General features: G+C 58.5%; 25 protein-coding genes. 10 read left to right on the forward strand and 15 right to left on the reverse strand.

The features are described 5' to 3' along the window. Positions 1-34: 34 nt before the first annotated feature. The 9 genes from MDHKLMBL_RS00175 to MDHKLMBL_RS00215 form a co-directional block, all read right to left on the reverse strand. Positions 35-973, reverse strand: coding sequence for a 5-oxoprolinase subunit C family protein (locus tag MDHKLMBL_RS00175; protein ID WP_008173820.1), 939 nt, complete (start codon positions 971-973; stop codon positions 35-37). Beyond that, positions 963-1,655, reverse strand: a complete 693-nt coding sequence (gene pxpB, locus MDHKLMBL_RS00180) for a 5-oxoprolinase subunit PxpB (protein WP_104269838.1) — start codon at positions 1,653-1,655, stop codon at positions 963-965. Before pxpB ends, MDHKLMBL_RS00175 begins: the two co-directional genes overlap by 11 nt. Continuing rightward, positions 1,652-2,386 carry a 5-oxoprolinase subunit PxpA gene (locus tag MDHKLMBL_RS00185; RefSeq protein WP_008173825.1) on the reverse strand — a complete coding sequence of 245 codons (735 nt, stop codon included), beginning with the start codon at positions 2,384-2,386 and terminating at the stop codon, positions 1,652-1,654. The genes pxpB and MDHKLMBL_RS00185 overlap by 4 nt, the downstream gene beginning before the upstream one ends. A 31-nt stretch (positions 2,387-2,417) precedes the next feature. Next, positions 2,418-3,725 carry a TRAP transporter large permease gene (locus MDHKLMBL_RS00190; protein WP_104269839.1) on the reverse strand — a complete coding sequence of 436 codons (1,308 nt, stop codon included), beginning with the start codon at positions 3,723-3,725 and terminating at the stop codon, positions 2,418-2,420. Then, complete coding sequence (locus MDHKLMBL_RS00195) at positions 3,725-4,243, reverse strand: TRAP transporter small permease (protein ID WP_008173829.1); 519 nt, start codon at positions 4,241-4,243, stop codon at positions 3,725-3,727. The genes MDHKLMBL_RS00190 and MDHKLMBL_RS00195 overlap by 1 nt, the downstream gene beginning before the upstream one ends. A 59-nt stretch (positions 4,244-4,302) precedes the next feature. Next, positions 4,303-5,268 (reverse strand): TRAP transporter substrate-binding protein, encoded by a 966-nt coding sequence (locus MDHKLMBL_RS00200; protein ID WP_104269840.1) that lies wholly within the window; start codon positions 5,266-5,268, stop codon positions 4,303-4,305. Between the two features lie 50 nt (positions 5,269-5,318). Further along, the gene (locus tag MDHKLMBL_RS00205; RefSeq protein ID WP_008173834.1) at positions 5,319-6,134 is read right to left on the reverse strand and encodes a putative hydro-lyase; all 816 of its coding nucleotides are present in this window, start codon (positions 6,132-6,134) and stop codon (positions 5,319-5,321) included. Between the two features lie 68 nt (positions 6,135-6,202). Further along, the gene (locus MDHKLMBL_RS00210; protein WP_104269841.1) at positions 6,203-7,135 is read right to left on the reverse strand and encodes a LysR family transcriptional regulator; all 933 of its coding nucleotides are present in this window, start codon (positions 7,133-7,135) and stop codon (positions 6,203-6,205) included. Between the two features lie 23 nt (positions 7,136-7,158). Beyond that, entirely contained in the window at positions 7,159-7,860 is a 702-nt protein-coding gene (locus tag MDHKLMBL_RS00215) for a lytic transglycosylase domain-containing protein (RefSeq protein ID WP_104269842.1), read from the reverse strand. A gap of 179 nt (positions 7,861-8,039) precedes the next feature. Here MDHKLMBL_RS00215 and MDHKLMBL_RS00220 point away from each other — a divergent pair, with 179 nt between their 5' ends. Both MDHKLMBL_RS00220 and MDHKLMBL_RS00225 read left to right on the forward strand, forming a co-directional pair. After that, entirely contained in the window at positions 8,040-8,564 is a 525-nt protein-coding gene (locus MDHKLMBL_RS00220) for a shikimate kinase (RefSeq protein ID WP_104269843.1), read from the forward strand. A 78-nt stretch (positions 8,565-8,642) separates the two neighbouring features. Continuing rightward, positions 8,643-9,119: a hypothetical protein gene (locus MDHKLMBL_RS00225; RefSeq protein ID WP_088556610.1), complete on the forward strand. Its 477-nt coding sequence runs from the start codon at positions 8,643-8,645 to the stop codon at positions 9,117-9,119. 35 nt (positions 9,120-9,154) lie between these two features. On the opposite strand, the gene MDHKLMBL_RS00230 is transcribed toward MDHKLMBL_RS00225, so the two are convergent. Further along, positions 9,155-10,504 carry a dicarboxylate/amino acid:cation symporter gene (locus tag MDHKLMBL_RS00230; RefSeq protein ID WP_104269844.1) on the reverse strand — a complete coding sequence of 450 codons (1,350 nt, stop codon included), beginning with the start codon at positions 10,502-10,504 and terminating at the stop codon, positions 9,155-9,157. A 77-nt stretch (positions 10,505-10,581) separates the two neighbouring features. Next, on the reverse strand, positions 10,582-11,280 hold the full coding sequence (locus MDHKLMBL_RS00235; protein WP_008173846.1) for a pseudouridine synthase: 699 nt from the start codon (positions 11,278-11,280) through the stop codon (positions 10,582-10,584). Between the two features lie 55 nt (positions 11,281-11,335). On the opposite strand from MDHKLMBL_RS00235, the gene MDHKLMBL_RS00240 reads away from it, so the two are divergent. The 5 genes from MDHKLMBL_RS00240 to rarD all read left to right on the forward strand — a co-directional run bounded on the left by MDHKLMBL_RS00240 (position 11,336) and on the right by rarD (position 16,469). Next, the gene (locus MDHKLMBL_RS00240; protein WP_008173849.1) at positions 11,336-11,575 is read left to right on the forward strand and encodes a TIGR02647 family protein; all 240 of its coding nucleotides are present in this window, start codon (positions 11,336-11,338) and stop codon (positions 11,573-11,575) included. 59 nt (positions 11,576-11,634) lie between these two features. Continuing rightward, on the forward strand, positions 11,635-12,369 hold the full coding sequence (locus MDHKLMBL_RS00245; RefSeq protein ID WP_008173851.1) for a TVP38/TMEM64 family protein: 735 nt from the start codon (positions 11,635-11,637) through the stop codon (positions 12,367-12,369). Next, positions 12,366-14,561 carry a hypothetical protein gene (locus tag MDHKLMBL_RS00250; RefSeq protein WP_104269845.1) on the forward strand — a complete coding sequence of 732 codons (2,196 nt, stop codon included), beginning with the start codon at positions 12,366-12,368 and terminating at the stop codon, positions 14,559-14,561. Before MDHKLMBL_RS00245 ends, MDHKLMBL_RS00250 begins: the two co-directional genes overlap by 4 nt. A 103-nt stretch (positions 14,562-14,664) precedes the next feature. Then, positions 14,665-15,552, forward strand: a complete 888-nt coding sequence (locus MDHKLMBL_RS00255) for a DMT family transporter (RefSeq protein ID WP_053112783.1) — start codon at positions 14,665-14,667, stop codon at positions 15,550-15,552. A 26-nt stretch (positions 15,553-15,578) separates the two neighbouring features. Further along, positions 15,579-16,469 (forward strand): EamA family transporter RarD, encoded by an 891-nt coding sequence (rarD, locus tag MDHKLMBL_RS00260; protein WP_104269846.1) that lies wholly within the window; start codon positions 15,579-15,581, stop codon positions 16,467-16,469. Positions 16,470-16,495: 26 nt separating this feature from the next. Here rarD and MDHKLMBL_RS00265 read toward each other — a convergent pair whose 3' ends face one another. After that, positions 16,496-17,386, reverse strand: coding sequence for a haloalkane dehalogenase (locus tag MDHKLMBL_RS00265; RefSeq protein WP_039882028.1), 891 nt, complete (start codon positions 17,384-17,386; stop codon positions 16,496-16,498). A 79-nt stretch (positions 17,387-17,465) separates the two neighbouring features. On the opposite strand from MDHKLMBL_RS00265, the gene MDHKLMBL_RS00270 reads away from it, so the two are divergent. Then, positions 17,466-18,374 carry a diacylglycerol/lipid kinase family protein gene (locus MDHKLMBL_RS00270; protein ID WP_053112780.1) on the forward strand — a complete coding sequence of 303 codons (909 nt, stop codon included), beginning with the start codon at positions 17,466-17,468 and terminating at the stop codon, positions 18,372-18,374. Between the two features lie 211 nt (positions 18,375-18,585). Beyond that, a complete protein-coding gene (locus MDHKLMBL_RS00275) occupies positions 18,586-19,368 on the forward strand; it encodes a substrate-binding periplasmic protein (protein WP_053112779.1) in 783 nt (260 codons plus the stop codon). 23 nt (positions 19,369-19,391) lie between these two features. Here the strand turns inward: MDHKLMBL_RS00275 and MDHKLMBL_RS00280 are convergent, their stop codons facing one another. Together MDHKLMBL_RS00280 and MDHKLMBL_RS00285 are read right to left on the reverse strand one after the other, a co-directional pair. Then, positions 19,392-19,904, reverse strand: a complete 513-nt coding sequence (locus MDHKLMBL_RS00280) for a DUF2244 domain-containing protein (protein ID WP_104269847.1) — start codon at positions 19,902-19,904, stop codon at positions 19,392-19,394. A gap of 69 nt (positions 19,905-19,973) precedes the next feature. Then, on the reverse strand, positions 19,974-20,765 hold the full coding sequence (locus MDHKLMBL_RS00285) for a M48 family metallopeptidase (protein ID WP_104269848.1): 792 nt from the start codon (positions 20,763-20,765) through the stop codon (positions 19,974-19,976). A gap of 137 nt (positions 20,766-20,902) precedes the next feature. Here MDHKLMBL_RS00285 and MDHKLMBL_RS00290 point away from each other — a divergent pair, with 137 nt between their 5' ends. Next, positions 20,903-21,574: an NAD(P)H-binding protein gene (locus MDHKLMBL_RS00290; protein ID WP_104269849.1), complete on the forward strand. Its 672-nt coding sequence runs from the start codon at positions 20,903-20,905 to the stop codon at positions 21,572-21,574. A 5-nt stretch (positions 21,575-21,579) separates the two neighbouring features. Here MDHKLMBL_RS00290 and MDHKLMBL_RS00295 read toward each other — a convergent pair whose 3' ends face one another. Further along, positions 21,580-22,200 (reverse strand): LysE family translocator, encoded by a 621-nt coding sequence (locus tag MDHKLMBL_RS00295; protein ID WP_104269850.1) that lies wholly within the window; start codon positions 22,198-22,200, stop codon positions 21,580-21,582. Positions 22,201-22,262 lie beyond the last annotated feature (62 nt).

The raw sequence follows: 22,262 nt of genomic DNA on the forward strand, positions 1-22,262 counted from the left end.
CGACAATCGGTGCAAAACGCGCCCGGCGTCAGGTCTACCTGACGCCGGGCGCGCCTGTTTTCAGTCTCTGGTTAAACAGCATTCGGCGGCCTTCGGCCTCGGCAACGTCCGAGAGGAAGAAGCTCACCGATGATCCCGGCCCACGCTGGGCCAGAAGGCCTGCATCCAGCGCGCTCAGGCAGCCGATTTTCGGGTAGCCGCCGATGGTTTGCCGGTCTTTCATCAGAACGATTGGCTGGCCATCTTTGGGCACCTGAATAGCTCCGTAGGCAATCCCTTCCGAAATAATCCCGTCCAGATCCGAATGAATCGCATCGCCCTTCAGGCGATAGCCCATGCGATCAATATTCTGGCTGATTTCGTAATCGCACGAGAAAAACTTCTCCCGCTGAACTATAGAGAAGCTCCGATACTGATAGCCGGGAATAACCCCCAGGCGCAGGTGTTGTTGATAATCGGGGACTTCCGGCTCGGGAAGAAAAGCTTCAACAAACGATGCGTTTTTCTCAAACTCCAGCGTATCGCCCTTGGCCAGTTTCGCGCCTTTGCCATCCAGGCCGCCCAGGCCCTCGCGTGCCACGGTGGCGCAACTGCCAAGCTTCATGGCTGGCTTGAATCCGCCGCTGACCGCCAGGTAGGCCCGCAAGCCGCTCACAGGCGTGGTGAAGTCCAGTCTGTCGCCCTTATTGATGTGATGGGTGCGCCAGGGCGCAATGGCCTGATCGTTGATACGGGCGCCCAGATCGCCGCCGGTAATGGCAATGCAGGCCTCATGGTTCGCCTTCAGGCTGAACCTGCCAAAGGTGATTTCGATCTGTGGGGCATCGAGATCATTGCCCAGCAGGCGGTTCGCCCAGAAAAATGCAAACTCGTCCATGGGGCCGCCGGTGGTCACGCCCATATGCTGGTAGCCGTGGCGGCCGGCATCCTGAACAAGGGCCAGCATTCCGGGTTCGAGGACTTCAAAGCTCATCGAGGTTGCCTCCCAGCTCCAGGAATTCGTCCCGGCTTATGGCGCGAAAGCGCACCTGATCGCCGACCTGTACCAGGGCCAGAGAGTCGCTGTCCCAATCCACCATTTTCTGCGGCGTGCGGCCAATGATTTGCCAGCCACCCGGTGTGCAGCTCGGGTAGATTGCGGTTTGGGTGCCTGCGATACCGACGCTGCCGGTAGGGACTTTCAGTCGGGGCGTGGATTTCCGCGGAATGGCAATCCGTTCGTCGGTACTTCCCAGGTAGGCAAACCCCGGAGCGAAGCCGATGGCGTAGACCTGATAAAGCTGTTCACTGTGAATGCGAACGACCTCGTCCCGGGACAGGCCGGCATGCTCGCAGACATCCTCCAGGTCCAGACCCACTTCGCGATCATAGTAGACGGGCAGCTCGACGATGCGGGCAGAGTCGCCCCCGGTGGAGCCATCATCCTCGGAGTCGATCGCTGCGCGCACCCTGCGAACGATGGCAAACCGGTCAGCCTGTTCCAGATCCCAGGTCACCAGAATTGAGGTGTATGAGGGGACCAGGTCAACAATGAGGTCGGACATGTCGCGCCGCAGCCGGTCCGTGGCCCGCTTGACCAGTCCTGCGGATTCCGCACCGATCTGGTCGCCAAAATACACCATGCAGGTGTTTTCGTTGACCGACTCGATCCTCATAGCGCTTCCACGACCTGTCGCATATGCCGTGCGGCGTCGACGGCATGGTAGCTGTCGCCGTGAATACAGATGGTGTCCGCCTTGATCGGAATAGGTTTGCCCGAGATCGAGGTGACCGTTCCTTCGCGGATAATCTGGGTGACCTGCGCCTCAATGGCTTCGGTTGTCTCGTGCACGGCACCGCGAACCGACCGTTTTACCAGTCTGCCCTCGTCGCTGTAGGCGCGATCAGAGAACGCCTCGAACCAGACCTCGATGCCGTATTCGTCTGCGCGATCCTTGACCTGTTGCCAGTCCGGCGTTGCCATGACCACCAGGGGGCACTTTGGTGCGTAGGAGCGAACGGCGGACATAACCACGGACAAGGTGGTGTTATCGACCATCATCCGGTTATACAGGGCGCCGTGGGGCTTCACGTAGGAGATGGAAGTGCCATGTACCTGGCAGATGCCGTTGAGCGCCGCCATCTGGTAAACCAGGATAGCCTTGAGCTCGTCCGGGCGGCAGTCCATGTCCCGACGGCCAAACCCCAGCAGGTCCGGGTAGCCCGGGTGGGCGCCAATGGTCACGTTCTGGGCCAGAGCCAGTTTGACCGTGTGGTCCATGGTCAGCGGGTCGGATGCATGAAACCCGCAGGCAATACTGGCCATATCAATGTAGGGCATGACTTCGGCATCCATGCCCTTGGTCCAGGTGCCAAAGCTCTCGCCCATGTCGCAGTTGAGTTTCATTGTGTACCTCCGAAAAACGTTGTGTCCTGCATTACCCCTGGCTCATGGTCTGGGGCAGGTAGGTGACAATCTCCGGGAACCAGCCGATCAGGAAAAGTGCTGCCATGATCAGCAGGAAGAACGGCAGGGCTGCCCGGGCCACGTACAGTATGTCTTTACCTGTCAGAGCCTGGATGACAAACAGGTTGAAGCCCACCGGGGGCGTAATCTGTGCCATCTCTACCACCAGCACAATAAAGATCCCGAACCAGAGCAAGTCGATGCCGGCCTGCTGAACCATCGGCATGACAACCGCCACGGTCAGAACCACAACCGAAATCCCGTCCAGGAAACAGCCGAGGAGGACGAACAGCACTGTCAGGCCAACCAGAAGTTCGAACGGTGACAGGGACATGCTGCCGATCCAGGCGGCCAGTTCCCGCGGAATACCCAGGAAGCCCATGGCCAGGGTCAGAAAGTGGGCACCAACCAGAATCAGGCCGATCATGCAGGAACTTTTCACGGCTCCCAACAGGCTGTCCTTGAAGCTCTGAATGCTCAGTGAACCGGTTGCGGCCGCAATGATAAGGGCACCAAAAACGCCCAGGGCGGCAGCCTCTGTTGGTGTAGCGAAGCCGGTATAGATCGAACCCAGTACGAAAATGATCAGGCCAACGATCGGGAGCAGCATACGGAGTGCCTTGATCTTGACCGAGAACGTGAGGTTTTCCTTTTTGGTGGTCGGCAGCTGGTCCTTGTTGAGCTTGGCCCAGATCATGGTGTAACCCATAAACATGGCGACCAGCATCAGGCCGGGCAGGGCGCCGGCGATAAACAGGCGGCCAATGGAAACCTCGGCGGCCACGCCATAAACAATCAGAATAATGGAGGGCGGAATCAACAGCCCAAGCGTACCGGAGCCGGCCAGGGTGCCCACCGCCATCTTGTCGCTGTAACCCTGGGCTTTCAGTTCTGGCAGAGTCATGCGGCCAATTGTTGCGGCAGTGGCTGCGGAAGAGCCGGAAACCGCCGCAAAAATGCCACAACTCAGAATGTTTACATGGAGAAGCTTGCCCGGCAGCCCGCCCATCCAGGGGGCCAGCCCTTTGAACAAATCCTCGGACAGTCGTGTACGGAACAGAACCTCCCCCATCCAGATGAACATGGGCAGGGCCGTCAGAGACCAACTGGTACTGGCGCCCCAACTGGACGTGGCGAACAGCAGGCCGATCTGATCGTTTCCGGAGAGCAGCAGGCCCAGAATGCCGACCCCAACCAGGGTCAGGGAGACCCACACGCCTACGGCGAGCATCAGGATCATCGCAACTGCCAGGACAATCGAGAGAAATGCGATATCCATTACACTTCCTCCAGATTGATCTCGTCTTCATGCTGCTGGTAGGAAGGAGTGCGCTTGCGAATCACGGCAACCAGGTCGTCCAGGATGGCAATGTTGAGTGCCGTCATTCCCAGTGCAACCGGAACCTGCGGTATCCAGATGGGGATCGGGATATAGCCGTGGGACACCTCCTCGAAGATGTAGGATTCCCACACCATGTGCCAGCCATAGAACGTCATGTAGCAGGCGAGCCCGAACCCGAAAATGAGGACGACAAGCTCCTGCCAGAACCTTGGCCGTGCCGACCACTTCTGGATAACCAGGGTCACCCGGATATGGCCGCCGTTATGAAAGGTGTAGGCAAGACCGAAGAAGGTGGAGGCGGCAAGAGCCCAGCCGGACACGTCTTCCGCTGAGGGAATGATAAAGCCGAACAGGCGGCCCACGATCTGCGCCAGGATGACGACCATGATCAGGGCGATGCAGAAACCAGCAGCGTAACCGGATGCCAGATAAAATTTCTCTCGAAGAGAGTTCATAACGGATGCCTCCCGGAACAGCCTCCTGAACACTCAGGAGGCTTCCGTTGAGTGAACTTTTAGCGGTAGTTGGAGAGGATAGCGCCGACTTCCTCCGGTGCTTCCTGTTCCCACTCTTTCACCATGATGTCGCCGATCTTCTGGAGCTCGGCCATCAGTTCATCAGACGGTTCGGAGACCGTGATGCCATTTTCCGCCAGGGTGGCAGTGTCCTCTGCCGCGGTCTTGCGAACGCCTTCCCAGCCTTTGGCCTCGGCAGCGGCGGCCGCATCCAGGATAACCTGCTGCTGCTCATCGCTCAGGCGACGGAAGGCGCGCTTGTTGACGACTACGACGTTCTTGGGAATCCAGGCCTTGATGTCGGTGTAGTGGGAAAGGTAATCCCAGGCCTGCCCGTTCGCGCCCGTGGACGGCGAGGTGATCATGGCGTCGATGATGCCCGTGCTGAACGCCTGGGGAATCTCAGGTACCTGAACCGTTGTCGGGGTGGTGTTCATCAGGTCAGCCAGACGCGACGTAGAAGGGCTGTAAGCCCGCATCTTCAGACCTTCCAGATCTTCCAGCGTGTTAACCGGGGCTTTGGTATACAGGCTCTGTGCCGGCCAGGGCACGGTATACAGCAGGGTCATGCCTTCCTTGTCCAGCTGCTTCTCGATCTGGGGCTTGGCGGCTTCCCAGAGTCTTTTGGCATCTTCGAAGCTGGTTGCCAGGAACGGAATATTGTCGTGTTTGAACACCGGATGGGTGTTGCCCATGATGCCGATGAAGATTTCACCCAGCTGCACCTGGCCGGTTCTTACGGCCCGGGGAATTTCCGGGTGTTTTACCAGGGATGCACCGGAGTGAACGGTGATGGTGATGTCACCATCGGTGCCGTTCTTGATGTCCTCGGCAAAACCGTAGGCGATCTGGGTAGGCAGGTTGGCGTCGCCGTAGGGCGTTGGCATGTGCCATTGATCGGCCTGAACGGCTGAGGTAAGCAGCGCCCCGGTAACCAGGGTGGCTGTGGCGAGTTTTTTGAACATAGTGAATCTCCCGTTTTTCTGTTTTTTATCGTTTAAAGGGAACTGGGGCTTCAGAGTACCGCCAGTTCTTCATTCAGCCGCTCGGTAAGCAGCATTTTTCCCGGTACGTGGGTTATTGCGAAAGGCAGGCGCGCGTTCTCGAGGGCCAGTTGCGGGGTAACCCCGCAGGCCCAGAACAGCGGAAGCTCGCCCGGCCTGATCGTTACCGGATCTCCAAAATCAGGCTGGTTAACGTCCTGGATGCCAATGAGCGCCGGATCGCCGATGTGAACCGGTGCACCGTGGGCCTTTGGCAGGCGGGTCGTGATCTGTATCGCGCGGATGGCATCCGCACCGTTGAACGGGCGCATGGAAACCACCATGTTGCCGCTGAACCGGCCCGCGGGCCGGGTAGCGATGTTCGAGCGGAACATGGAAACGTTCCGCCCTTCGTCCACGTTCCGGACTGAGAGGCCGGCCCTGATCAGGGCATCTTCAAACGAGAACGAGCAACCCAGGACAAAGGTCACCAGGTCGTCCTGCCAGAGGCTTTTGAGATCCGTGACTTTCTCCGCCCGCTCGCCATTCCGGAATACCTGGTATTCAGGTACATCGGTCCGGATATCCAGATCGTGTCCAAGGTCGGGAAGGGCCGGATCTCCGGGTTGAGACATGCCGATCAGGGGGCAGGCAACCGGGTTATTCTGACAGTATAGGAGAAAATCGCCGGCCCATTCGGACGGCAGGATGACCACGTTCCCCTGAAGCAGGCTGTTGGCCTGGCCACTTGTAGGCGCTGTGTGGTCGCCCGAACGAATGCGAGCGCGTAATTCTGAGGCCTGATCAAGCAGGTTGTTCTTGAAATCGGAATACGCACCGGTGTGCATGACGGTAACCCCTGATTGAAATTGTCTTTTACAACTAAATTTCAGGGTATACCGGCTGGTGAAAAAGTCTAATTATCGTTTTTTAGGTCTTGCGATAACTTTTCGTGATGTGTGGTCCGGTCGTATTCGTCGGAGACCATCACTCCAAGGTTCGCTGCCAACTCTGCAATCGGGTTGAAGGGTGCCCCGGAATAGGAGGCTGTGAAGGCGAGTTCTGAGGGCGTCCATGAGGTATTGAGCTGGACCAGGCGGCCGCTTTGCAGTTCGTGCTTGATCACGCTTAGTGGAAGCGTTGAAATACCAATGCCATCAAGGGTCAGCTGCCGGCAGGCTGCCAGTGAACTTGACGAATAGAAGCGCGCTGGAAGGTCGTCCAACTCACTGAATTTCTGGCTGATTTCAGCAAAGGGTTTGGTATTTCGGGCATAGGTAATGACGGGCCACTCGGCGAGCTCTTTTAGTTCCAGAAGCTTGTCTGGAAGATTCAGCTCCGGGCTGGCTACCCAGATCAGCGGGAAACTGCAGAGCGACCGATTCTCAATTTTCGGCTCAGATACGGGGCCCATCAGGAAGGCCAGATCCAGGCTGCGATCCAGCAAGCCGGATCGGAGGTTGCCGGAGACATCCACCGTGATTTCCACATCCAGATTGGGGGCCGTTTCGTGCAGTTCCCGGAAAAAACGCGGCAGCCAGGAGTGCACAATGGTTTCGGAAACCCCGAGCCGGAGAATGCCGGAGAGCGAGGCTCCCCGGTCTGCGCGCTTGCGCAGTTGCTGGGCCATGAAGACAATTTTCTCGGCATAGGGCAGTAGCTCCTGCCCCTTGCTCGTAAGTTTGCTGTGCCCGGACTCGCGCTCGAACAGCCTGACGCCAAGCTCGTCTTCAAGAGCTGCGATACGGTTGGAAATGGCCGGCTGGGTGGTGTGCTGGTGCTCGGCAGCCTTGCGAAAGCTACCCAGCGTGGCAACCCAGATAAAGGTCTCCAGACGCTTGAAGTTCATTGATTCCCGGACCTCAGAGGGGCCTACAGCGCAGCATAGCGCTCGTGAAGGATGCCAACCCGTTCAACATAGGCCTTTGTTTCGGCGTAGGGCGGTACGCCCTGGTAGCGGCTCACGGCACCGGGCCCTGCGTTGTAGGCGGCGGTGGCTAGCCGGATGTCCCCATTGAACCGGTTGAGCATCTTGGCCAAATAATGCACCCCGCCACGGATGTTCTCGGCCGCCGCCAACGCGTTCCGTACACCCAGTTCTTCAGCCGTGCCGGGCATGAGTTGCATCAGCCCCTGGGCTCCCACCGGGGAGAGGGCTTTTTCATTGAAGGCCGATTCGGCGTGAATCACAGCGCGGACCAGCGCGGGATCAACTCCGAACTCCTGTGCCGCGGTCTGGATTTCTGAATTGAAGGGTTTGGTGAACAGCGGCGTTTTGCGCCAGTCGACGCTGGATTCCGGGTCGCAGGCGTAGCAGTGGAAACGGATAACGTCGAACTCGGCAGCAGCCGGCTGAATACTGCTGTAGGCAACCACGCCGTTGTCATCCGTATAGCGGTAGACGGTGTCGTTACCGCTGGAGGCTCTGGGCTGGCCGGCACTTTTTACGTTGGTGAATTCGACGGTGCCATCCGGGTGCACGATACGCTTGATGCCGTCCGCCAGGGCGGATGCGGACAGGGCAAGCACAAGAGCTGCGATGGATGGGATCAGAAGAGATCTGCCGATGTTCATTACTCACTCGCGAAAGATGCCGTCTGTGGCCGGCTTCAGGTATTCTTTGAATACCGCCGTTGGCTGAATTATACGGGCTTGCGGGTCGGAATAAAGCGCGCGCTGTGTCGTAAAAATGTTACGTTCTGCGTTTAATGCCGGCCAGTTCTCATTCTATGGAGAGGTCCCTCCAGAGCATCATGGTTAACCCGACCGACACACGCAACCTCGTTCTCATCGGCATGCCCGGCAGCGGCAAGAGCACGGTGGGTGTGCTGCTGGCCAAACGTCTGGGTTTCGGGTTTGTCGATACCGATTTGCTCATTCAGGAAGAAGCCGGTCGTACTCTCCAGGCAATTGTAGACCAGGATGGCTACATAGCCCTGCGTCGAATAGAAGAACAGGTGCTTCTCAAACTGGATGTCCGGCACAAGGTTATCAGCACGGGAGGCAGCGCCGTCTACAGTGAACGTGCCATGGAACATCTCAAAAGCAACGGCACCGTCGTGTTTCTCGACATCCCGCTTGAACTGGTTATCGAGCGAATCGGCGATCACAGCATGCGGGGCATTTCCCGGAGGCCGGATCAATCTTTGGACGCCCTGTTCGAAGAGCGTTTTGAACTGTATTCCCGGTATGCGGACGTGACGGTGAAAGGGGAGGGTCTCAATCAGGATCAGGTCTGTGAGGCGGTGGTCGAGAGCCTTATTTCGCCGCAATACTGAACTTCAGTATTAGCTCAAGTTAAGGTGCATCCAGACAGACCTCGCTGCTACAGTCCCATGATGTGTTGGGAGGACTTAATGATGAAGAACTGGACTTACGCACTTGCGATCGTTTTTGCTGGACTGTTTTCAGGAACGGCTCTGGCTGAAACATCACCCGAGGATTCTTCCGTGGAGTCGCTTAAGCAGGAAACCCGTGAGTTGGGTGAGGCGCTTCAGGAGTATGGTTCTGATCAGAAAGAGCAGGCCGAGGATTCGATCAACAAAACATTGTCGGCCCTGGATAAACGCATCCAGGAGCTTGAGCAACAACTCTCGAAAAACTGGGACGATATGAGCGATACCGCCCGGGAGCGGTCCCAGAAGAGCCTCGAGTCGTTGCGGGAACAGAGGGCTCGTGTCCAAAACTGGTATCAGGAACTGAAAGACAGCTCGGCATCCGCCTGGGAGAAGGCTCGAAAGGGATTTTCCGATGCCTATGAAGCGCTTTCAGAGCAATGGAACAACACCGAGGAGGAGTTGCAGGACTCGGAAAAACGCTCCGACAGCATCTGAGCTGGCCCCGCGCTGGTCAAGTCAACTCCGCCCGATCAAGACGTTTCTTCCGGTACTGGTTCGGGCGGCAGTCTCTTTCCCGCTAGATTCTCCATCAGCCGGCAGGTCACCAGGTCGCCCGTCACGTTGATGGCCGTCCGGCACATATCCAGGATTCGATCCACGCCCATGATCAGTGCGATGCCGCTGGGAGGGATGCCCACGGTTTGCAGCACCATGGCAAGGATCACGATGCCTACCCCGGGCGTGGCCGGTGAGCCGATGGACGCGCCCACAGCCATGGCGACCACGAGCGCCATACTGCCCATGCTGAGATCAATGCCGTAGACCTGTGCAAGAAAGATGGTAGCAACGGCCTGGTAGAGTGCCGTGCCGTTCATGTTGATGGTGGCGCCCAGGGGAATCACGAACTGGGAAACCGACGGCCGGACACCGAGCTTGTCTTCGGCGGTTCTTATGGAGAGCGGCATGACGGCCGCCGAGCTGGATGTGGAAAAGGCCAGCAACAGGACATCCCGGGTGTCTTTCAGGAACCGGACGGGGGATTGGCCGGCGAGCAGCTTCAGGATCAGCATGTAAACGCCCAGAAGTACCAGCAAGCCCGCAATGACGGTTGCGACGTAAGATGCCATGCCCAGCATTGCCCGGAATCCCAGGGTGGTTGTGAGTTGGGCCATCAGGCCGAACACGGCAATGGGGGCAAGGCGCATTGCCCAGCGTACGACCGTCATGCAGATTTGCTGGAGGGAATCGAGCAGGTCCAGCATGGGCCTGGATTTTTCCGGGGCCATGCTCACCAGGGCAATGCCGACAATGATGGAGAAGATCACCACCTGGAGCATCTGGCCTTCAACCATGGCATCGAGCGGGTTGCCCGGTAGCAGCCCGATCAGGGTCTTGGGCAGCTCATCCACACCCGGCATGGAGGCAACAGGCACACTGTTTTCCCCGGCCTCAACGGGAGTGCCGAGCCCTGCCATCATTCTGCCGGGGTTGATCAGGTCGCCGATCCAGAGACCTATCGATGCTGCCATGGCCGTCGTGATTACGAAAAAGCCGGTTACCCTCAGGCCCAGCTTTCGCAACTGTTCAAGGTCTTCGCTGGCGGCGAGCCCGCGAACCACCGAGGCAATTACCAGGGGGATTACGATCATCTGGATGGTGGCCAGAAACAGTTGCCCCGGGAAAGCCAGCCAGTTACCGATCAACGTCCCGGTTTCCGGTTCCACGAGTCCCACCGACGGTCCCAGGAGCGTGCCTGTAATCAACCCGAGGAACATGCCAATGAGCACCTTCAGCCAGAGCTTTCCCTGCACCAGCCCCGAGAGGTAGCTGCTGAGATGACGCAGTGGCCGTGGGTAAAAATCGCTCGTCTGGTTTGGCATTGCCTTGAATCTTCCCTGTTTCTGTTGGAGCTACCCTGAAAGCATAGCCCATGCTGGCTCTGCGTTTGTGAGGCAGATCAATCCGGCATCAGGTTGATTTCTTCGGCAGTCAGTGAGCGGTATTCGCCGGCCGCCAGGTCATCGTCCAACAGGATATTTCCCATCCGTTCCCGATGCAGGGCCGTTACGCGATTACCGACGGCATGGAACATGCGCTTCACCTGATGGTAACGGCCTTCGTAAATGGTCACTCTGGCTTCACAGGGGCTCAGAAGATCCAGGTCAGCAGGTGAGGTGGTGAGTTGCTCGAACTCAAACCAGATGCCCTCCGCGAATCGATGAGGGGTCTCTGGAGAAATCGGATAGGCGGTGCTGACCCGGTAGACTTTCGGGATCTTGATTCGGGGCTCGGTAAGCTGGCGTGACCAGCGGCCATCATTGGTGAGAATCAGCAGGCCCGTGCTGGCGCGGTCGAGTCGTCCGGCAATGTGCAGATCCTCGCGCAGTTCTGGCGAGATCAGCTCCATCACGGTCCGATGGGTGTCGTCGAGCGTTGCACTCAGAAAACCTGCAGGTTTGTGGAGCATGAGGTAATGGCAGGCTTCAGCCTCTTGAATGATATCGCCGTCCATCCGTACGCATGAAAACCGATCCACCTCGGCAGCAGCATCGCGGCAGGTGACGTCATTTACGGCCACCCGACCGGAAGCAATCAGAAAATTGGCCTGACGGCGACTGATGTCATTCCGGTTGCTGAGAATTCGTGAAAGCTTCATGGTGTGAATCGGCTATGCTGAATGTAAACCCCCGATAATAATACGAGGAAATGCCATGCCATTCTCTGTTGATCACCTTGCCGAACTCAATTTGCTGGGCCAATTTCCTTCCACCTCGACTCAGGAAGGGCTCAAGGTTCATGCCCATTCGGCGGCTCCGGAAACGGTGAAGGCCGCCGAAAACCTGCATGCCAAGGGGCTGATCAGCCAGAAAGATGGCGGCTACCTCACGCCGTTGGGGGCAGAGGCAGTGGATCTGACCCAGAAGCTCCAGTCGATTCTCAGTAGCTCATAAAGCGCGGATGACCTGTCCGGCCTTTGAGACCCGGTGCCCTCCCGCGTTAGGGTGAGGCCATGAGCAACTGGAAGAAGTCGCCCGTCCTCTGGATGGGCGGGAGCATTGCCGCCGTTGGGCTGATAGTCGGTCTGCTTTACGCCTTCGGTGTGCATCAGCAGGTCGTTGAGCTTCTGCGCTGGTTTGATACCCAGGGGGCCTGGGCGGCTCTCCTCTTTGTCGGCATCATGGTGCTGGCCATGGTGCTGCTTCTGCCCGGGGTGTTGTTGACCACCGGAGCGGGTTTCGTGTTCGGCGTGTTGGAAGGCACAGCCTACGTGGTGGTGGGCACTACGTTGGGCTCGGCCATTGCCTTTCTGGTTGCCCGGCATTTTCTGGGTGAGCACGCCCGTGTGTACATTCGCAGCCGCGCGCGATTGTCTGTCGTCAGCAACGAAATGGCGCCTCACGGCTGGAAAATCGTACTCCTGACCCGTCTGATCCCTTTCTTCCCCGGCAAGCTGTCCAATTTTCTGTTCGGTCTCACCAACTTCTCGTTTGGCGGTTTCGTTGTCGGCACCTTTTTCGGTGTGATTCCCTTTTCCCTGCATAACGTGTATCTCGGCTCGCTTGCCGCCGACCTGTCAACTCTGGGTGTGCGGGAAACCGGCCGTTCACCCCTGGAGTGGGCCATTTACGGTGCCGGTTTCGTAGGCACGGTAATGGCCGTGGTGTTTCTCAATCGTCTCGCCCGGCGGGCACTCGCCCGTTACAAGGTCGAGACTGAGCCAACAGAACAGGAGGCAAACGAATGAGCTGGATGAAGTGGCTGCCCTGGCGTTACCTGGTAAAACGCGTGGCCCACCGCCATGGTTTCCTCGATCCGATCGCGCTGCTCGGGAAACTTCACAGTTTTGCCCAGCCTTCGGAAGTCGGCGAGCCCATCGAACTGCTCCGGGCCGGCGTGGTTTTCCATGCGCGGGGGCTGATCAACAGTCGGGTCATCCAGCACAACCTCGATTGGGTCTGGCCTTACTGGGTGGAGCGCCAGTTCGACCCCGAAGACATTGCCTTCATTCCCCGGGCATTCTCGATTACCCACATCAATCTCAGTAACCGTAACTGGACGGCCATCGGCCAGCCGGATGTGGATGAGTTGCCCGTGGTGGATCCCCGGGGGTTGCTGACACCGTTCCATGACGGCTGGTCACTGGATGCGTGGCTGCTGGCGGACGATGGCCGGTGCCTTCTGCCCTCTCGTTGCAAAACGGCCCGGCAACGCCAGGAACTTGAGGATGGTCCCTGCGTGGTCACAGAGTCCGAACTGGACGGGCTGGCCCTGACCAGTCGTTCCCGGGTGGTGGTCGAGAACGGCCGGGCGGTTTGCGAAATGGTCGTGAAGGCCCGGGCCGAGACTTCCGGCTCTCTGGTCATATCCTTGCGCCCCGCCAATCCTGAAGGAATCAGCTTTATCAACAAGGTCCGGCTGTCCGAGCAGAGAGACGCCTGGACCATAGATGGCAAGCAGGCGGTGTTTTTCAGTCGCCCGGCAGAGCGTCATCATGTGTCGAACTATCGCGAGGGTGATGTTCGGATTCATCTGCAGGACAAGGAAGACCAGTGCGAAGGGCAGTGCGACGTCGGCATGGTCACCGCAGCGGCCCTGTTCCGGGTCGAAGCAGGTGAGGAGTCGGAGCTCAGGCTCAGGGTGCCGCTGCAGGATGAGTCGGCGCCAGTCATTCGATCTGACGGCTGGGCGGCCGCCCTTCATGGCCATGCCCGCCTGGAGTGCCCCGACGAAAACTGGCAGTTCCTCTATGACGCCGCCCTGAATTCCCTGGTGCTGCACTCTCCGGAAGATGTGTACCCCGGGCCCTATACCTACAAGCGTTTCTGGTTTCGCGATGCCGCGTTCATTATCCATGCCTTGCTCTGTGCAGGTCTGACAGATCGCGCTGAGCGGGCGCTCTACCAGTTCCCGGCGCGGCAACTGAAAAACGGCTATTTCCGCTCCCAGGAAGGGGAATGGGATGCCAATGGAGAAGTGCTCTGGATTCTGAGGCGGTTCCATGAGCTTACGGGTCGACCTCTGCACCCGGAGTGGCAGGAGCCGGTGCGCAAGGGCGCTTGCTGGATCGAGAATAAACGCCTGAGTGAAAATATCGAAGGGCCTCACGCTGGCCTTTTGCCCGCCGGATTCAGTGCCGAGCACCTGGGGCCCAATGACTATTACTACTGGGACGACTTCTGGGGCATCGCCGGCCTGAAGGCCGCCGAATCATTGTTTGCCCCGATCGACCGGGAAACCGGCGAGCATTTTGGCGCCGGTGCCCGGGAGTTCAGTCAGACGGTGGATCGCAGCCTGGCAACCTGCGAGCAGCGACTCAAACGACCGGGAATGCCGGCCTCGCCCTATCGCCGCCTGGATGCGGGCGCCATAGGCTCACTGGCGATGGGTTATCCGACCCAGCTGTGTGAGCCGGATGATCCCAGGTTGCTGGACTGTGCCGAATTCCTCCTCGAAAAATGCTTTGTGAAAGGGGCGTTCTATCAGGACATGATTCACTCGGGTCTTAACGCCTACCTCACCCTGCACGTGGCTCAGGTTCTCCTGCGTGCGGGCGATGCTCGATTCCTGGATCTGGTGGATGCGGTGGCCGGCCTCGCATCGCCCACCGGGCAATGGCCGGAAGCCATACATCCGGCGACCGAGGGCGGCTGTATGGGCGATGGTCACCATGTCTGGGCGTCGGCCGAGTGGGTGTTGATGGTCCGCAACTGCTTTGTCCGGGAGGAGGGAGATCGTCTCATTCTCGGAGCTGGTATCCCTCCCCGGTGGCTGGAGCAGGACAAACCAATCCGCTTCGGGCCGGCACCGACCAGTTTCGGATCCGTGTCCGTCACCATTACGCCCCGGCCGGGCGCAGCACCCGAAGTCACCTGGGAGGGTAACTGGCACGATTCCGAGCCGGCTATCGAAGTAAGGCTGCCGGAGACCCGTGCCTGACAAACTGTACTGGTCACGAAACCGGATTTCTGTATCTGTTTTGTTTGCCTGCTAACTTATAAAGTAAGCTGACTGACAAATACATCGAATCCGGTTGAGTTTCATGCGCTCACTGTTTTACTCGTTTTTCGTGCCCGCGCTGTTCGTCTGGCTGTGGAGTACTGGTTTTATCGGCGCCAAGTACGGTCTGCCCTTTGCGGAGCCGTTTACGCTGCTGCTGATCCGCATGCTGCTGACACTGGTGGTGCTTGGAGCCCTGGCCTGGGTCATGAAAACCCGCTGGCCGGGCTGGCGAGGTGCCGGACACCTTGCGGTTACCGGGATGTTGGTGCATGGCTGCTATCTGGGCGGTGTCTACTACGCGATTCAGGATGGCATGGCGTCCGGAATTGTTTCCCTGATTGTGGGGCTGCAACCCCTGGTGACGGCTGCGGCGGCGGTGGCAATCCTCAAGGAAACAGTCAGCGGACGTCAGTGGATTGGACTTATACTGGGGCTGGTCGGTGTCGCGCTTGTCCTCCTCGAGAAGTTCGGTATGAGTGGTCAGGCCTCCGGCTTTTCTCCCTGGAGCCTGCTTTGGGCGGGTTTTGCCCTCGCTGGAATTTCCATGGGCACGGTCTACCAGAAGCGCTTCGGCGCCAGCGCGGATCTGGTGGCCGGCACGCTGATCCAATTTGCGGCAGCGGCCGCCCTGTTTGCCATTGGAGCCTTCGCCCTCGAAACCCGCGAGGTTGAGTGGAGCCTGCAGTTGCAGTTGTCCATGGCCTGGCTTGTGATTGGGTTATCCACCGGCGCCGTCCTTCTTCTGATGTGGCTGATACGCCAGGGTGCTGCTTCCCAGGTGGCCAGTCTGTTCTACCTGGTGCCTCCGGTTACCGCGCTGGAAGCGTATCTGCTGTTCGATGAGCGCCTTGGAGGACTGGCAATGACAGGCGGGCTCGTCGCTATCGTTGGTGTGGCTCTGGTTGCCACCCAGAAAAAACCAGCCTAGGAAGGGTGTCCGGGAGTGGCTAATACATGACGGATGCGACCAAAGGGGTCTGGTATGGCCTGAGTGCCTACACGATCTGGGGCTGTTTTCCTCTGTTCTTTGCCCTGTTTGAGGGTGTGCCGGCCTTTGAAATCTTGATTCACCGGATCATCTGGTCCTGTGTTTTTCTCGCTGTGGTCATAAGTGGCCTCCGTCGCTGGCCTGCTGTGAGAGCGGCATTGGCGAATCCGAAGCAGCTCTGGCGCGTTCTTGCCTGTGCGCTGCTCATTGCCGCCAACTGGGGCATCTACATTTATTCCGTGGAAACCCGCCATGTTCTCCAGGCCAGCCTGGGCTATTTCCTGACGCCACTGGTGAATGTCGCCCTGGGCATGCTCGTGCTTCGCGAACGCATGGGGCCGTGGCAGATGGCTGCGGTGATGCTCGCAGGCGTTGGTATTCTGATCCAGCTTGCGATGCTTGGTGAACTGCCGTGGATTTCACTCGCCCTTGCCATGAGTTTCGGTACTTATGGCCTCGTTCGAAAACAGGTGGTGCTCGATGGGCTTTCCGGCCTGTTCGTTGAAACCATGCTGCTGTTGCCGGTCGGCCTGCTGACCTTTGGATGGCTGGCGAGCGAGGGAATGTCGCACTTCGCCGACAGTGCCTACATTGGCAGCCTGCTGATGGCCAGCGGCATTGTGACAGCCATTCCGCTGCTACTTTTTGCCGGTGCCGCCCGGCGCCTGCGGTTGGCGACCGTCGGCTTCCTGATGTACATCAATCCCACCCTGCAGTTCTTTATTGCCCTGCTCGTGTTCGGCGAGCCTTTGAGTGATGCCCAACTGACGAGCTTTCTGGTGATCTGGATTGCACTGGGCCTGTACAGCTGGTCTTCCTGGCACTACCGGCCGCGGGTGCCGGTGGGCCAGGATTGAGTTTGCCACGCTCGGGACTACACCGCTCAGGAGAGTGTCGCGAGCAGATCATTGATGGCCCGGGCGAAGGGCACGGGTGAATCTTCCTGAAGAAAATGACCGCCCTTGAGGGTTACGTGGGGCTGGTCTTTTGCACCTGGAATCCGCTTCTGCATATAGGCGTCGCCGCCCCGGGTGATCGGATCGCCATTGCTGAAGGTGGTCAGAAACGGCTTTTCCCAACGTTCGAGCACTTTCCAGGCGTTCCGGTTAGCCTCACTGGCGGGATCGTCCGGGTGCATCGGCACCAGTCTGGGGAAGGCCCGGGCGCCGGCTTTGTACTTTTTGCCAGGGAAGGGCGCGTCGTAGGCCCGCATTTCATCGGGGCCCAGCTTGCGGAAAGAGCCGGTGTTGATGATCCGTGCAATGGGAAACCAGGGACTGTGCAGGGCAAAATTCTTCCAGATCTTGAAGGCCGGCGGGGCTGTCTGATCGCCGGTAGGTAACATGCCGTTGCCCACCACAATGGCCCGGAACCGCTCGGGATTCTCTGCCGCCAGCCGCAGCCCAAGCAATGAGCCCCAATCCTGGCATACCAGAGTGATGTTGGTGAGTCCGAGCTGATCGAGGAACGATTGCATCCAGTCCATGTGCTGCTGGTAGGAATAGTCGTCAAGGGACGTGGGTTTGTCGGACTTGCCGAAACCGATCAGGTCCGGGGCGATAACCCGGTGGCCGGCCGCCGCGCAGATCGGAATCATATGCCGGTAGAGGTAGGACCAGGAAGGTTCGCCATGCATCATCAGAACGGGACTTTCGTTGGCCGGCCCTTCGTCCAAGTAGTGCATACGCAGCCCGTCTACCTCCACGTAGTGGGGCTCAAACGGGTAATCCAGGAGTCGTTCAAAGCGTTTTTCCGGGGTTCTGACAAAATCCATCGAGCTTGCCTTGTTGTTCATTATTGTGAGGGAATGGTCTAAAGGATTGTGATGGAGCAGGGGAGTAGAGACAAGCGCCATGGCTTATTGGCTGATATGCAATTCCGGTGCTGGCGATGGTGAGCGAGGCCGGGACTTCTGGCTGGAGCACCTGGCAACTGCCGGTATCCACGATCCTCTATGCCGTGACTTTGAGGAATCCGACTGGAGCACCAGGCTCGACGACCGGGACACGCTTATAGTCGCGGGCGGAGACGGTTCGGTAAGCCGGGCCGCCGCCGTTTGCCGGGAGAAGGGGGCCACCCTTGCTGTCCTGCCGTCTGGTACAGCCAACGACTTTGCCCGGAATCTGGGGCTTCCCCACCAGCCGGGAGCGCTGTGTAAGTTGATTGCCAGCGGCCGAACGCAAATGGTGGATGTCGCGGATTATGGTGACGGTATGTTTTTGAACGTTGCCCATGTCGGCATGGGAACCCTCCCTGCACGAGAATCCCGCAGTACCGAAAAAAAGCTCTTCGGGCGTTTCAGCTATGTGGTCGAATTATTACGCCGGCTGAATGCGAAGCGAGGCTTCAGGGCAACCATCCGTTGCGATCGGGGCGTCGTGAAGGGCCGGTGGCTTTCCATCGCGGTGGCCAATGGCGCTTTTTTTGGCGGTGGCAACGAGATTCCCGAGGCATCCGTCAGCGATGGCCAGCTGGCTATTGTCGCGGTCCGGCCACGCCCCATTCTTCAGCTTTTGTTCACGTTTCTGATGGTTCGCCTGAACCGGCAAACTCCTCGGCGCACCAGTACGCTGGTCCATATCAGGAGCCAACGCTGCCTGGTACACACCGGCAAACCTAAGACCGTTACGGCCGACGGGGATGTGGTCTCCAGAACGCCTCTCAACGTAGTCTGCAAGAGCGGCTGCCTGCGCGTGATTGGTGACAGGATTGTCAGCACTGCCGACGGTGACGCAGGAGACGTTATCTCTGGTGGCACCTGAGCTCCACAGAAAGATGGCAGGTTTTCCAGATACGTTTTGTCACTGACTTTTTCCGCAGGAAGCGCAATCATGGGTTTTGCTGGCATAATCAACCAGAAAGGCTGACATTAAATGCCAGTATGTCGCTTTTGCAATCATGTCCCTGGTTTATGGCCACTCAATGCGGCCGCCTGGCTTCCGTTCCAGCTGAATCGTCGAAAAGGACTAGAGAATGCCCACAGAAACTGCACCGGTCTCCTCGAAGTTAATCACAGGCATTAAAACCGGCCTCATCGCGTTGACCCTGTCGGCCATTGGCCTCCCGGTCCTTGCGGCCGAGCGCCTGTATATCTTTACGGAAAACTACCCTCCCTATAATGCCTCTGAAACCGGAAAAGGGTTCGCCCACAATGAAGACGACATAACCGGCATCTGTGCGGATATGGTCAAGGCGATGCTGTCCCGGGTCGACTATGACTACGTGATGAAAATGCGGGACTGGAGTTACGCCTACAACTGGGTACAGGATCGCGAAAATCATGGTCTGTTCTGCACCGCGCGCACCGACGAGCGGGAAGATCAGTTTCAATGGGTAGGTCCTCTGGCATCAATCAAGTGGACGTTGTTCGCCGCGCCAGACTCCGATATCACTCTGGACTCCCTGGAAGAAGCCAAAGACCTGAGAATCGCCGGGTACAAGGGCGATGTGATGTCCGAGTACCTGGTTGATCAGGGATTCAACGTGGTGATGGGGGTTTCAGGTGATGTGAACACTCGTCGCCTTACCCTCGGCCAGGCCGACCTGTGGGTTACCGACGGCCTGGTGGGCCCCCTGATGGCAGAGGAAGAGCACGGTATCACCGGGCTGCAGCCGGTGCTGGTATTCCGGGAGACGCCCATGTATCTGGCATTCAGCAACAATACCGATCCGGCTGTGATCGAGGATCTCCAGCAGGCTCTGGACGAGGCTCGTGAGGCTGGAGAGATCGAAAGAATCGCTGCCAGCTACGAATAAGCAATCAGGGATGGGCGGAATTTTCAGAACCAGAGCCCGATCTGCGGATCGGGCTCTTTGCGTTCGATCAGCAACCCGTTCTTCTCAAGCATGCAAATGAGCTTTTCGGTATCCTCGATGTTCAGGAAGCCGCCAATTGATACTTCGGTATCCCGATGGGTCAGAGAGAGCTTAGCCGGTGTGAACGGGTGCGGCGGTGAGGCAACCCTGAGCCGCGCATAACGGGTGGGAAGGGTCCACTCGGCCTGCTTGCGCTTTCTGCCTTTCTCCAGATGAATGTCCTCATCGTCGATGGACAGCACCTCCTGCCGCTGGCACTCCCGCGAGGTCAGGTAGATGCCGCAAGCGAGCGCAATCAGCTCCAGCCCGGCAAACGGAATAATCACCCAGGCGCCCATAAGCGTAAAGCCCGTTGCGATAAGGGCTGAAAGCACGAACAGGGCGGCCCAGATCCGGACATTGCCATGCCAGCTGAGGGAACGGTTGGGTGTCAGGACCAGCCGGAAACCATCCGGATGTGGCAAGCGTTCCACCATGGAATCTGCCTCAGTTTTAACGCGCCGCTAGACTTGATGATAGTCAATTATACGGTGAGTGCGACTTGATCAGATCTGACAGTCGGCTGGAGGAACCGTTTCAAAAACCGAGCGGGCAGTCTCCAGCTGATTTTGCAGGGAGGCAATGCGGGTGTCGTGATTCGGATGGGTGGACAGAAATTCCAGCGGTTGTGCGCCCGAAGCCTGCGCCATGTTCTGCCAAAGCCTGACACTCTGGCCCGGTTCAAAACCGGCCCGGGCCATGATTTCCAGGCCCATCAAATCGGCCTCTTCCTCATGGGCACGACTGAACGGCAGCGTAATACCCAGTTGGGCGCCAATGCCCAGAGCCTGCTGTATCTGGTTCTCCGCAATTTCACTTTCGGTGAACAGGCCCACCAGCAGCATTCCTGCTTGCAGGCCCAGTTCCTGGGTCAGGCGTTCATTGCCGTGGTCGGCAAGAACATGGGCTATTTCGTGACCAATGACCGTGGCCAGCTGGGCCTGGTTTTCGGCCAGTTCAAGTAGCCCTGAATGCACGCCGATCTTGCCTCCGGGGAGGGCAAAAGCGTTGGGTGTGGCATTTTCAAAGACGGCAATCTCCCAGGACTGGGGCATTGGAGCGTCCGGATATCGGGTGTGGGCGGCGCTGACCAGAGCTTCCGTAATGCACTGTACTAAGCGGTTGATGTCAGGCCTTGTGATTACGGCATTCTGCTGCTTCATCTGCTCAAAACTGTCCTGGCCCATGTCCGCCAGAACAGCGTCGGGAACCAGGGCCAGGCGGTTCCTGCCGGTAGGGGATTCCTGGCAGCCGGTAAGGAAGATGACAGTCACGAGGATAAGCAAAAGCGATTTCAAGCAGGTCTCCGTTACCCGTAAAGTAAAACTCTGATTCTATCGTTAGTATCCGCGGTCGGGGAGACTTACGCCATCCTGTCAGCGTTTGTTGCGGGTCTTTGGTAGGATGGTAAGTCGGTTATGGGGGAAAGACGATTATGAGGGTGATGTTGCTGGGCGCTACCGGCCTGACTGGTGGCAAAGTGCTACAGGGTTTGCTGGGAAGGGAGGAAGTTTCGCAGGTGGTGGCGCTGGTGAGACACAAGCTGCCGACGCTGCATGACAAACTGGCACAGCATGAAGTCGATTTCGATCGCTTGGAGGATCACGCCGAACTGTTCGACGTAGATGTGATTATCTGCTGCCTGGGCACCACCATCAAAAAAGCGGGCTCACAGGATCAGTTCCGGAAGGTGGATCTGGGCTACCCGATGAAAGCGGGTGAGCTGGGCCGCTCCCGTGGAGTGCGAGCGTTCATCCTGATGTCTGCGATTGGAGCCTCGTCGTCGTCGACTATTTTCTATAACCGGGTAAAGGGCGAGCTTGAAGACGCCCTGAGAGATCTCGACTATCCCTACCTGTCCATCTATCACCCGAGTCTGTTGTTGGGCGATCGCAAAGAACAGCGCACCGCCGAGGCCCTTGGCATAAAAGCGATGCCGCTGGTGAACCGTCTGCTGATCGGTCCCCTGGATAAGTACCGCGGCATTGAGGCGCAAACAGTGGCCAGTGCCATGGTCAATGAGGCCTGCCATCTGGCGGCAGAACCCGCCGCCGAGCAGGTGGTCCAGACGCGCGAGTACGATGAGATCGTCCAGCTGGCGGGCTGAGCCGGTTATTTCCCGTTCAGAATCCCGACAACCAGACGGCCAGCCAGGCCAAGCAGAATGGCCCCGAAGATACGCTCGAACCACACGGCTTTCTGTCTGAGCAGGGTCAGCCATTTCGGGTTGGAGAACAGCCAGGCAACGATCAGGTACCAGCTGGTATCAATGACAAGGGCGGTTGCGGCATAGCCGAACTTGGCCATCAGGCTGGTGTCGGTGCCCACCACCTGACTGAACAGGGCCAGGAAGAATACCGCGATTTTCGGGTTGAAGAAGGCAATCAGAAAACCGTCACGGGCCGCACTTTTGGTGGTGGGCGGCTCGGGCAGTTCGTCATCCGCCTGCCGCTTTGCCATCAGTCCTTTCACGCCCAGCCAGGCCAGGTACAGGGCGCCGCCCCATTGCAGAATTGAAAACGCCGTTGGCGAGGCGGTGATGATGGCGGCGAGCCCGAGGATGCTCAGAAAGGCATAGATGCCGACACCGATGCCATGGCTAAGGGCGGTGATGATGCCGTTGCGCCGACCACCGGTGAGCGTCTGCTTGAGCACCAGTGCCAGCGAGGGTCCCGGGGACATAGCGCCCAGAATGCAGATGGTGACCACGGTCAGCCAGGTTGCAAGCGTCATGGTGGGTCAGTCCTTTGCAATTGAAACAGGCTGCCGAGTCTAGCAGCCTGTCCGCCGGTAAA

It is taken from the genome of Marinobacter flavimaris (assembly GCF_002933295.1).
Taxonomy (GTDB): domain Bacteria; phylum Pseudomonadota; class Gammaproteobacteria; order Pseudomonadales; family Oleiphilaceae; genus Marinobacter; species Marinobacter flavimaris.

What these genes read in the sequence shown, in the direction of transcription:
- MDHKLMBL_RS00175 (WP_008173820.1), bottom strand. Translation starts at nt 973, where the DNA reads ATGAGCTTTGAAGTCCTCGAACCCGGAATGCTGGCCCTTGTTCAGGAT.
- pxpB (WP_104269838.1), bottom strand. Translation starts at nt 1,655, where the DNA reads ATGAGGATCGAGTCGGTCAACGAAAACACCTGCATGGTGTATTTTGGC.
- MDHKLMBL_RS00185 (WP_008173825.1), bottom strand. Translation starts at nt 2,386, where the DNA reads ATGAAACTCAACTGCGACATGGGCGAGAGCTTTGGCACCTGGACCAAG.
- MDHKLMBL_RS00190 (WP_104269839.1), bottom strand. Translation starts at nt 3,725, where the DNA reads ATGGATATCGCATTTCTCTCGATTGTCCTGGCAGTTGCGATGATCCTG.
- MDHKLMBL_RS00195 (WP_008173829.1), bottom strand. Translation starts at nt 4,243, where the DNA reads ATGAACTCTCTTCGAGAGAAATTTTATCTGGCATCCGGTTACGCTGCT.
- MDHKLMBL_RS00200 (WP_104269840.1), bottom strand. Translation starts at nt 5,268, where the DNA reads ATGTTCAAAAAACTCGCCACAGCCACCCTGGTTACCGGGGCGCTGCTT.
- MDHKLMBL_RS00205 (WP_008173834.1), bottom strand. Translation starts at nt 6,134, where the DNA reads ATGCACACCGGTGCGTATTCCGATTTCAAGAACAACCTGCTTGATCAG.
- MDHKLMBL_RS00210 (WP_104269841.1), bottom strand. Translation starts at nt 7,135, where the DNA reads ATGAACTTCAAGCGTCTGGAGACCTTTATCTGGGTTGCCACGCTGGGT.
- MDHKLMBL_RS00215 (WP_104269842.1), bottom strand. Translation starts at nt 7,860, where the DNA reads ATGAACATCGGCAGATCTCTTCTGATCCCATCCATCGCAGCTCTTGTG.
- MDHKLMBL_RS00220 (WP_104269843.1), top strand. Translation starts at nt 8,040, where the DNA reads ATGGTTAACCCGACCGACACACGCAACCTCGTTCTCATCGGCATGCCC.
- MDHKLMBL_RS00225 (WP_088556610.1), top strand. Translation starts at nt 8,643, where the DNA reads ATGATGAAGAACTGGACTTACGCACTTGCGATCGTTTTTGCTGGACTG.
- MDHKLMBL_RS00230 (WP_104269844.1), bottom strand. Translation starts at nt 10,504, where the DNA reads ATGCCAAACCAGACGAGCGATTTTTACCCACGGCCACTGCGTCATCTC.
- MDHKLMBL_RS00235 (WP_008173846.1), bottom strand. Translation starts at nt 11,280, where the DNA reads ATGAAGCTTTCACGAATTCTCAGCAACCGGAATGACATCAGTCGCCGT.
- MDHKLMBL_RS00240 (WP_008173849.1), top strand. Translation starts at nt 11,336, where the DNA reads ATGCCATTCTCTGTTGATCACCTTGCCGAACTCAATTTGCTGGGCCAA.
- MDHKLMBL_RS00245 (WP_008173851.1), top strand. Translation starts at nt 11,635, where the DNA reads ATGAGCAACTGGAAGAAGTCGCCCGTCCTCTGGATGGGCGGGAGCATT.
- MDHKLMBL_RS00250 (WP_104269845.1), top strand. Translation starts at nt 12,366, where the DNA reads ATGAGCTGGATGAAGTGGCTGCCCTGGCGTTACCTGGTAAAACGCGTG.
- MDHKLMBL_RS00255 (WP_053112783.1), top strand. Translation starts at nt 14,665, where the DNA reads ATGCGCTCACTGTTTTACTCGTTTTTCGTGCCCGCGCTGTTCGTCTGG.
- rarD (WP_104269846.1), top strand. Translation starts at nt 15,579, where the DNA reads ATGACGGATGCGACCAAAGGGGTCTGGTATGGCCTGAGTGCCTACACG.
- MDHKLMBL_RS00265 (WP_039882028.1), bottom strand. Translation starts at nt 17,386, where the DNA reads ATGGATTTTGTCAGAACCCCGGAAAAACGCTTTGAACGACTCCTGGAT.
- MDHKLMBL_RS00270 (WP_053112780.1), top strand. Translation starts at nt 17,466, where the DNA reads ATGGCTTATTGGCTGATATGCAATTCCGGTGCTGGCGATGGTGAGCGA.
- MDHKLMBL_RS00275 (WP_053112779.1), top strand. Translation starts at nt 18,586, where the DNA reads ATGCCCACAGAAACTGCACCGGTCTCCTCGAAGTTAATCACAGGCATT.
- MDHKLMBL_RS00280 (WP_104269847.1), bottom strand. Translation starts at nt 19,904, where the DNA reads ATGGTGGAACGCTTGCCACATCCGGATGGTTTCCGGCTGGTCCTGACA.
- MDHKLMBL_RS00290 (WP_104269849.1), top strand. Translation starts at nt 20,903, where the DNA reads ATGAGGGTGATGTTGCTGGGCGCTACCGGCCTGACTGGTGGCAAAGTG.
- MDHKLMBL_RS00295 (WP_104269850.1), bottom strand. Translation starts at nt 22,200, where the DNA reads ATGACGCTTGCAACCTGGCTGACCGTGGTCACCATCTGCATTCTGGGC.